Source organism: Paenibacillus sp. AR247 (assembly GCF_002968895.1).
Lineage (GTDB): Bacteria > Bacillota > Bacilli > Paenibacillales > Paenibacillaceae > Paenibacillus_AQ > Paenibacillus_AQ favisporus.
On record NZ_PCZT01000032.1, the window covers coordinates 1 to 8691 of the forward strand.

Consider the following 8691-nt stretch of genomic DNA (forward strand, 5'->3'; position numbering starts at 1 on the left):
CCATCACAGAACGAAACGGTAAACCATACTTTGTAGGGGAATTTGTTGATGGTATGAAAGGATTTGCACCTCCGCTAGAGACGAATCTCGTACCAGTATCCGATACAGCATTCGCTGCATTCTTTGGGGAGAATTGGCTACCTGTTGTGTTCTCTACTTTTTCAGACGGTACCGAATTTGTTTTACTTGGGATGCGAGTCGCTCAAAAGATTAAGTAATGCCTTCCGGGTGCGGGGAACCGAAGTGCAACAAGCGTAGGACGTCATCCCCCCTAGGGCAGTTTCGAGCCTTTCGTTAATACCTGTTCATACCGATTGCTTGCAGTAACCTGGAAGGACCCGTCCGACGCGGACTTGGCTGTGATTAGCCTCCGCTGGAACGTAAAGGGGTTAAGCGGAGCTCAGCGAACTCGAGATGTCGAAGGGAATCGAGTCTTTCGGAACGGCTCAGGTAATCGGAGAAGGGACGACAAAAAATTGTGTAGGATTCTAATTCTTCACAACCACTAAGGAGTATCAATGAATATTAAAGCATTATCCATATTATGCAATCATTAGTAGTAATTGACATTGTTTCCAGCCAATCTCATTAAACTAACGGGCAGGATAATGTAATGATTTCTAATATATTTCCATGCACAGGTTACAAAAATCCATCCTACATCTAATACACAAAATGTAAACTATTATTATGATTTAAGTTTTATTTCTGATGGCTAGAAATGCAATAATAAGGAGTTTACTAAAATGGAGGGTGTTTAAATGGATTACATACAACATTTAAGGTCAATGGTAGGAAACGAGAAGGTTATTATGGTTGTTGCGGGTGCATTCGTTTTTGATATAAAAAATCGAGTACTGATGCAGAAACGTTCTGATAATGGTCAATGGGTTTTCCAGGTGGGTTTATGGATTTAGGAGAAAGCGTTCAAGATACAGCGAGAAGAGAAGTCTACGAAGAGACAGGGTGAATCCGCCGCGAAAACACTCGTAAAATCTTTTGTTTCTAGTCTTCAGAACTCTGTGCAGGATCTTTAAGTACAAAGGGGCCAGGCTTTAGCGCCTCAATTTTCAAGTATACAAGGCTTAGGCAGTATAGCATCCGAGTAAAGTTTATGGTTTCTTGTAAGATGACAAGAACATAGGCGTAAAATTGTCGCGTAGCATTGGGGCATAGGATTGTAAGAGACGACAAGAACATACACACGCTTAATAGCTGCGTAGCTGCGGCTTTTTTTTGTTTTAAATATATTCTTGTCAAACCCCGACGAAAAGAACATATATCTTTAGCGAAAGAGACAAGAACAAATATGGTTAGCCGTAATTGATGATGGATTATCAATTTACGCCATTAGCCGGCTTATTTACGAGTAAACCATCTTAAGCCAAGCTAATATATTCTGAGGACGAATCCGTTAAGCGATATCCACACTTTTACTCCATTATTTGCCGTGACTCCATAGGAACTCTAAACATAGGTTATTAGCATGAAGAGAGGAAAGGAGTTGGGGCGAAAATGGTTCGATCAAATGTCAAAGTATTCAAACATCGAGTTGGAAGAAATCAATTTATCGTCGTGAAAATCTTCCAATCATCAACTGCGAAGGCAGCGGGAGGAAACGCGCTGGCAAGCAACTCAGCGAACGTTCGAATTTCCAAATCTCATAAAAGATAGAATTGTCTGATTCTTCACCCCTTTATATATTGAAAGGAGGTGATATGTATGTTCAAACATTCAGCTAAACGTAAAAATAGTGTCCGTGTTACTCAAACCGCTACAGCAAAAGCAGGTGGAAATGCATTGGCAATTAACCTGGCGAACGTCAGTATCAAAAACAAGAAAAAACACTGGTAAGATGAAAGGGCTGGGACTTGTTTCCCGGCCTTTTGTTTTCGTTTTATTGAGAGTATACTCAGCTTTTTATAAATCAGAGGCTTCTTCTTTGCAGCAATGGAGGTTACAATATCGGTGGCATTATTTAAACCGTTGGCTTTAAAATGCTTCTGAACTACCGATATTGCCAATGACTAGCTTTAATGCTGTTAAATAGATGTATGCAATGTCAGCATTCTATATTGAACAACATCTCATTATCAAGAAGTATAATACAATGATGGTGAGGGAGCAGATTTATTAGCTATAGCGGATTTATTAGGGCACGCATTTCCCAAAACAGCAACGATTTATACGAAAGTGAATATAGAAAAAATGCGTAAAATTGTGACATCTAATCCGTTGGAGCTGACTACATTTGATAATTGGTTGAGGATGAATGGAATGAAAACCAGCATGCTTCCTCATGGAGCAACTGGTTTTTTTACGAGAAAAGTGTCGAAGGATAAGAACATAGTCCCATTGAAAGTCACTATTTTAGCGGCTTTTTTGTTTTATCGGTACAAGTTCTTGTCCCGATTGCCGTAATGGACAAGAACATGAGCCGATTACTGATAAGATAAGTATCTAACATCCATGCAATCTCATTAAGCTAACGGGCAGGTTTACGTAACAAATTAGTTCTCCTTTCCGTTTTATAATATGTGAACTTCATTAATACTCAAGGGAGGGATTACAATAAAAAGAATTTATAGTTTCAAGACGACAAAAAGCAACAGGTAAGTAATTGGGTGCTGTTTTTGTTAAGCTAATGGGCAGAATAATTCAATAGTATGTAAATAATGAGTCTAGCATCTTTTCTGGGAATAGGTTTTTATTGGAAGAATCACTTTGAGGAGAGATGCAGATGTCGGACATACAAGCAATTGTATTAGATCTGGAAATGCAATTCTAAGCAAACTCAGCTGCACATTAGTATCCCAAATGAGATTTGCCAACAGATTAACAAGTTCATCGAATTACATGCTCCTCAATCGTTAATTTCATATGAGGTTAATGATTCGTGGTATGCGTGTACACCGATTCCCGACTCGCAGCGAGCTCAGTTCGGTCTCCGTTTGAACGATCCGACTCCCCAGGTTATGGATAACGATTTCATCAGTTTACTCTCCCCAACCAAAATATTGATTCAAAGGGCTCAGCACTAGGAGCGACCTAATAAAGCAATTCGGCGACCATGTGAACGTCATCGCAACCGATGGAGGGGTATTGATTCAAATCATGCAAAAATCAGCTTCAAAGGAAGAAGCAGTGCGATGGGTCTTGGATGAATTGAAATCGGGGTGAGGCCGGAAAATGCAATGGTGTTCGGGGATGATTATAACGATTTAGGATTATTCCAAATGTGCGGATTCCCGATCGCAATGGGAAACGCGATTATTGAACTTAAAGATCGTGCAGCCCATGTAACCGATTCAAATGACAACGATGGTGTTGCCATTGCTCTAGAAAGAATGGTGGGTGTAATCACTAGCTGACTGACTCATAAATGATTAAACTAATGGGGTACGATAACTCAATGAAGACATTTGAAGGCAGCCGCCTTTTTGTTCGGCCGCCTTTTTCTCAACTAACGGGTAGAGTAGCGCAACTTTATATAGATAAATATGTAATGGATTTATCAAGTAACTGAAATTAGGACGTGCTCTAATATGCACATCATTTTTCTAAATGGTTTGATCATGGTCACTTTGATGCTCTTGACGTTGCTCCTTTTTGTCAGTGGTAATAAGTCTCATCCTCTGCTGAGCCTTATTTACTTCTTGTATGATTTTACAAATTTGTTTTACTATGATAAACCCCAAAATACCTAAGAAAGTGACCGCAGCTGCCAAGTAGAAAGAGTTGCGTGAGCCTAACGATACACCATGAGTGGAGGATTGAAGGAATCCGGCTGTAACTGCAGTGAACAATGAAATTCCAACGTTCTGCACAAGTCTTTGGACAGAGCCAATTGTTGCTTGATGCGCTGGTCCAACGGCTTCCATGATAGCCGCTATATTTGAGGGTTGGAAAAGCCCTGCGCCTAAACCATAAACAAAAAGCATGAAGCAAACGATTGTTAAGTGCCAGTTCAGGTGTTGAATAGCAAGAATCAGTAGCGGAACGAACATACAGCAAAGTCCAACTATCATTAATCGAAACGTGCCCCAGCTCCTCATCAGCCTGCCGGCTATACTAGAAGTCAGGACAATGCCCAGGGGTAACAACAAATTCACTATGCCGGATTGCCAAGGGACAAAACCGCGTTCTTTTTCTAAATAATAGGGTACGACAACCATACAAAGGCGTGTAACACCCCCATATGAAAAAATCGCATATAGAGAGATTGTGAAGAACCCGTTCTTAAATAACGATAAGGGAACAATGGGATTGACTACCCTTTTTTCTCTTTGAATAAACAGGAACATAAGGATTGCAAAAATCAGAATGTAAATATATGTACGGGGATGAAGAGATTCTAGCTGAGAGCATCCATAAACAAGAAAAAAAATGGAGGCTGACAGCAAAAGACTGCCGGACAAATTTAACGGCTGATGATTACTTATTGGTGATCCTTTTCCTTTTAAGACAGATCGGCATGCAAGTAAACAAAGGAGACAAATGGGTATATTCATTAAAAAAAGCCATTTCCAGCCTACAGTCGATAAGATCATTCCACCCGCCACAGGTCCGAGGACATGCCCTAAACCAAAGAATGACGCTAGAGCCCCTAATGCCTCACCCTTTTTATTAGGGGATACTAAGGTTGTTATTAGGGCAACTGAAGTTGCCTGAAGCATGGCAGCCCCTATCCCTTGTAAAATTCGAAATGAAATCAGCTGCATAACTGTTTCTGAAAAGGCGCAAAACATAGAGGCAAGCGCAAATAACGCTAATCCCATTGAGTAGATTTTTAAACGTCCATAACGGTCGCTTAGCCTACCGAAGACTACAATACAGCTGCAAATGACAATCGTATAAAGAGAAATGGTCCAGGCTACCGTCGTGACAGAAGAATGAAACTCTTGAACAAGCGAAGAGATAGCAACGTTAAGTATTCCTGAGTCTAAGGTCGTAAGAAACATACCTGTTCCAGCTACAAGTACGATGGAGAGATAAGACTCATTGTGTACCAAACTTTGATCAGCAGAATCCTTCATGCATCTACCCCCATTAGAATATTGTTAACTTATTCTAAAACACAAAAGCGTTATAGTTCTAATATATAAAATGTATTATATTAATAGGAATTAACTATATATAATCATCAAGAACTGAGCGCCGTACTTGAATTAGAACCATTCCAGCTACAAAAATTATGGGAACGAATATATACCGAGTGGTTGTTTCCGGTATCTGGATACGAACAGGTTGAGGGTCCTCAATTCGAAATGTATTATGAAATGCCAGGGCATACACAGGGTGAGGGACAGCGCGGTGAACCTTACCATAAGTGACGGCGAAAAATTTTCTTGGGGAAATGTATGAGAGGTGTTGAAAGTACGTGGATAATGAGGAACTTTGATCGTTTTATTTGGAAGTGTTGAAATTCTACGCGGATTGCTTCAAGTACCCAAACACATATGTTACTGGTCATTAAGCTAACGGGCAGGATTGTTTAATAATTTTTATTGAAAACTTTTGCTAAAGTAATAAGGATCTTGTTGTAATTGGATTACCGTAATTGATAACAATTATCCAAAGCGAAGTTGGGCCCAATAACATTACTACATTATCAGGTTAATTAAGCTAACGAGCAGGCTCGGAGAGAATTTATCTTCAATGAACGGGTAGATTTCTTTAGTTACAACATTAAAGTTCGGGAAAAAACAAGTTCTACTGCGATGTCCAACCGATACTTTCTTAACTAATCAAAACTTTACCTATACCCATGGTAAGGTAGCATGATAACATATTACTGTTTTCCAAAAAATTTCCATTTCCGGGGGTATGTTAATATATGAGCATCAACTTACAAGATTGGATTCAGGAAGCCGACTTGGTGAGCATGCAAAAGGCAATGTCATCGGGTGAGTGTACATCCGAAGCCTTCGTACTTGCATATATCGAACGTATTCATAGGTATAATCCTCTGATTAATGCCGTATTAGAGATCAATCCAGATGCACTTGAAATAGCAAGGAATCTTGACCTTGAGCGAAATACAAAAGGCAGTAGGGGACCGTTACATGGAATACCAATCCTGCTCAAGGATAACATCAATACTCACGACCGGATGCACACGAGTGCTGGTTCAATCGCCTTGGCTGAGTCATTTGCCCTTCAAGATTCGTTCATAGCTGCAAAGCTCCGCACTGCAGGCGCGGCACTTCTGGGTAAGGCAAACATGACCGAGTGGTCGAATTTTATGTCCGATCGGATGCCAGCTGGATACAGTTCCAGGGGCGGATATGTATTGAATCCATATGGACCTGGCAAGCTTTTCGTGAGCGGGTCAAGTTCAGGATCGGCTTCAGCCGTAGCAGCAAGCCTGGCAGCAGCAGCAATTTGTTACATCCTTATGAGTTTAGTAAATATAAAATAAAGCGAAGGCTACCGACTGTTTCGGTAGCCTTCGTAATGTCGAATCCAAGTATAATCAGCCTGAAATGAGCTAACCAGGAATGATTTTTATAGCTACATTAGTGATTGAAGGTAGGGTAACAGTGTGATGGACTTGGACCGATTGACCTTACCGTCATCAATGAAACGCAGCTAAGAATGTAGCATCCTTTTCATGCAGTACCTGAAAGGATTGAAAGCAGTCTACGCACAGTTGCCAGGATATTAGGGGCGAATCAAGACTCTAATTGAATTAAAGGACACTATCCTGAAAAGTAACCTGAGAGGGTTTTCGGCACTGATATTCAGCGTTTTGAATCGAGCGGTTGGATGGACACGAAGGTCTACCTCATGGGATTTTTTTGAGACTGTTACCCCAAATAAGTGAGTTATTTATCGGAGAGGGCCCCTGGAATCATGGTCACCTCTCACTTCGGGATTCTTGGAATTGTCGTTTTATTAGGCAGCGGAAGCCTCTGCGAACCACCTTTTACCCGTTGCAGTCACGGTCTTAGGTTCGGATCCATGGAGTGGAGTAGCGTCAAAGGTGGTGTCATATATCAGTCAGCGTGATGATATAAGTATTTAAATGATAACATTATCCCCCCAAGATGGGGGGCCGCGTTTGGTAATGATCTATCACCTAAGCTTAATTTTACACTGCAACAAAGAATACAATCCTAAAACCCCTTGTATTGAGGTTCCTCATTTTCTAGCTGTTGAACCCGGCTTTCCACCTGCTGTACGATCTGGCCAGTTTGCTGGGCCGCCTGAGTAAACAAGTTTTTCGCTTCCTGGTTTTGTGTGCTAAGAGCAAAAGTCTCCAAGTTAGCTTGGGCACTTTTTAGGGAAGCAAGTGTTGTTTTGACCTGAGAAGAAACTGTCATCTCCTTCACCCCCTTTATAGAACAGTACGAATGTAATCTAACCGGTGGAGGGGCAAAAAATTCATTGAAGCCTTTTTACCACTATCCAAAAATCCACTATTTTCATTTAACTATTCGATGAGCCCAAGCTCTTCATATACTTTTAATGAAACAACCCCACGTATACAAAAATCATCAAAAAAACGCCAATTAGGCGGTCCTCCTTAATCAATTCAGAGTTATTAGGCGTTCGACAAATTCAATTTCATTATAGGGAATCCTTAAAGGACCATCGTCAGTTCGCACTTTTCGGTGAAGACCGCTTGTCCGGCGGTCTTCCAATAGCGCGGCTTCTTCGCAAGTGGTATGGCCTTCCAGAATAAAGGAGAAACTAGAAACAAAGTCCACTGCCCTTGACGAGGAGAGCCGAATGAAAGTTACTGAACAAATCACCGGAACCCAGCTTGGCCTGCTGCTGTTTACATTTGTGTTTCCCGCGCTTGTCATTCCCGCACCCGGAATTACGGCCGCATTTGCTGGGCAAAACGCCTGGCTGGCGGTATTTCCGGGCGCCTTGCTCGGGGTCACCAATATTTTGGTTATGACGGCGCTTGGAAATCGTTATCCAGGTCTTACGATCCTGGAATACGGCGAAAAGATCGTGGGCAAATGGCTCGGAAAAGGGCTTGGGCTCTTTTTTTTCTATTACTGGTTTTCGTTAGTCACAGTTTCCATCAATGAACACTCGCGGTTTATCAATACATTTCTGTTGCCGAGAACGCCGTCCGTCGTCGGAGGGCTGACGATCGTGGCGCTTAGCGCACTCGCCGTCTATGCGGGAATCGAAGTGATCTGTAGATGCAACATCTTTCTCTCGCTGCTCATCTTCATGGTTCTGGTGCCGCTCTTTATGCTCGCACTGCAGGACACAAACGTGACGCATCTGATGCCAGTGATGGGGGAGGGTTTCGTGCCGGTGCTGCAGGGGTCCCTTCCCCTATCGGCAAACATCAACCAAGTTTTTCTGATCGGATGGTTGATTCCGTTTCTGAAACAACGCCGCGAGGCACGCAAGGCCGGAATGCTTGCGCTTCTCGGTATCGTTGGGCTGATCGTCATTGTCGATTTGCTGACGGTCATGATTTTTGGTCCTATTACCGGTAAGCTGACTTATTCGTTTCTGTCTCTGATTCAGTATATTGGCATTCAGGGCTCCTTCGAACGGCTGGAAGCCATTGTCTTCGCGATTTGGGTATCGGGTGTTTTCGTAAAGGTGGCCGTATGCCTGTTTTTGCTGGCCCTCTGCCTGACCAATGTGTTCGGGATCCGCAATTACCGGAATCTTGTCGCCCCGCTTTCGCTGCTGTCAATCATCGGCGCGGTGTGG

At 42.2% G+C, this 8691-nt stretch carries 6 protein-coding genes and 2 pseudogenes; 6 read left to right on the top strand and 2 right to left on the bottom strand.

Annotated elements, in window-relative coordinates; all coding sequences use genetic code 11:
• The 4 genes and pseudogenes from CPT76_RS38560 to CPT76_RS35255 form a co-directional block, all read left to right on the top strand.
• On the top strand, positions 1–218 hold a 218-nt coding region (locus tag CPT76_RS38560), incomplete at its 5' end, for a hypothetical protein (protein WP_219845495.1).
• Between the two features lie 543 nt (positions 219–761).
• Positions 762–967 (top strand): annotated as a pseudogene (locus CPT76_RS35250) (NUDIX domain-containing protein); the annotation flags it as partial.
• Positions 968–1722: 755 nt separating this feature from the next.
• The gene (locus tag CPT76_RS41075; RefSeq protein WP_258169102.1) at positions 1723–1854 is read left to right on the top strand and encodes a hypothetical protein; all 132 of its coding nucleotides are present in this window, start codon (positions 1723–1725) and stop codon (positions 1852–1854) included.
• Between the two features lie 1322 nt (positions 1855–3176).
• Complete coding sequence (locus tag CPT76_RS35255) at positions 3177–3371, top strand: HAD family hydrolase (protein WP_258169103.1); 195 nt, start codon at positions 3177–3179, stop codon at positions 3369–3371.
• Between the two features lie 189 nt (positions 3372–3560).
• Here CPT76_RS35255 and CPT76_RS35260 read toward each other — a convergent pair whose 3' ends face one another.
• Positions 3561–5036 (bottom strand): MFS transporter, encoded by a 1476-nt coding sequence (locus tag CPT76_RS35260; RefSeq protein WP_105446199.1) that lies wholly within the window; start codon positions 5034–5036, stop codon positions 3561–3563.
• Between the two features lie 800 nt (positions 5037–5836).
• Here CPT76_RS35260 and CPT76_RS35270 point away from each other — a divergent pair.
• A pseudogene (locus CPT76_RS35270) lies at positions 5837–6385 on the top strand (amidase family protein); the annotation flags it as partial.
• Between the two features lie 733 nt (positions 6386–7118).
• On the opposite strand, the gene CPT76_RS35275 reads toward CPT76_RS35270, so the two are convergent.
• Positions 7119–7325: a DUF1657 domain-containing protein gene (locus CPT76_RS35275; protein WP_105446200.1), complete on the bottom strand. Its 207-nt coding sequence runs from the start codon at positions 7323–7325 to the stop codon at positions 7119–7121.
• 409 nt (positions 7326–7734) lie between these two features.
• Here CPT76_RS35275 and CPT76_RS35280 point away from each other — a divergent pair.
• On the top strand, positions 7735–8691 hold a 957-nt coding region (locus CPT76_RS35280), incomplete at its 3' end, for a GerAB/ArcD/ProY family transporter (RefSeq protein ID WP_146116542.1).

Excerpts from the sequence above, each read along its gene's own strand:
- CPT76_RS41075 (WP_258169102.1), top strand. The coding sequence starts at position 1,723 with ATGTTCAAACATTCAGCTAAACGTAAAAATAGTGTCCGTGTTACTCAA.
- CPT76_RS35260 (WP_105446199.1), bottom strand. The coding sequence starts at position 5,036 with ATGAAGGATTCTGCTGATCAAAGTTTGGTACACAATGAGTCTTATCTC.
- CPT76_RS35275 (WP_105446200.1), bottom strand. The coding sequence starts at position 7,325 with ATGACAGTTTCTTCTCAGGTCAAAACAACACTTGCTTCCCTAAAAAGT.